The sequence below is a fragment of the Halorubrum sp. SP9 genome, assembly GCF_005435015.1.
Taxonomy (GTDB): domain Archaea; phylum Halobacteriota; class Halobacteria; order Halobacteriales; family Haloferacaceae; genus Halorubrum; species Halorubrum sodomense.
Window position 1 is genome coordinate 269 of the sequence record NZ_SGXU01000319.1, and the last position, 238, is coordinate 506.

At 60.5% G+C, this 238-nt stretch carries 1 pseudogene; it reads left to right on the top strand.

The annotated features are described in order from the left end of the window. A pseudogene (locus tag EXE45_RS21550) lies at nt 1–224 on the top strand (hypothetical protein); the annotation flags it as partial. Nucleotides 225–238: the final 14 nt, after the last annotated feature.

Here is a 238-nt window from a genome sequence, read left to right on the forward strand (position 1 = left end):
TCACGCTCTCCGGCACCGACAACCCCACCGGTAGCGACGAGATCATCGGCGTTCGGCCGCCGATGAACACGGAAATGACCTCGGACTGGAAGCTCGGTCGCGGCCTGTTCTGGACGTCGGGTCAGTACACCGAGTTCGGCTGGGACGATCTCCCTCGTCGATACAAGGTTCCGGGGAAGCTCCGGATCATCTCGCCGGAAGTTCGGAGGGTGAGCGCCAAATGAAACTAGATTCAATC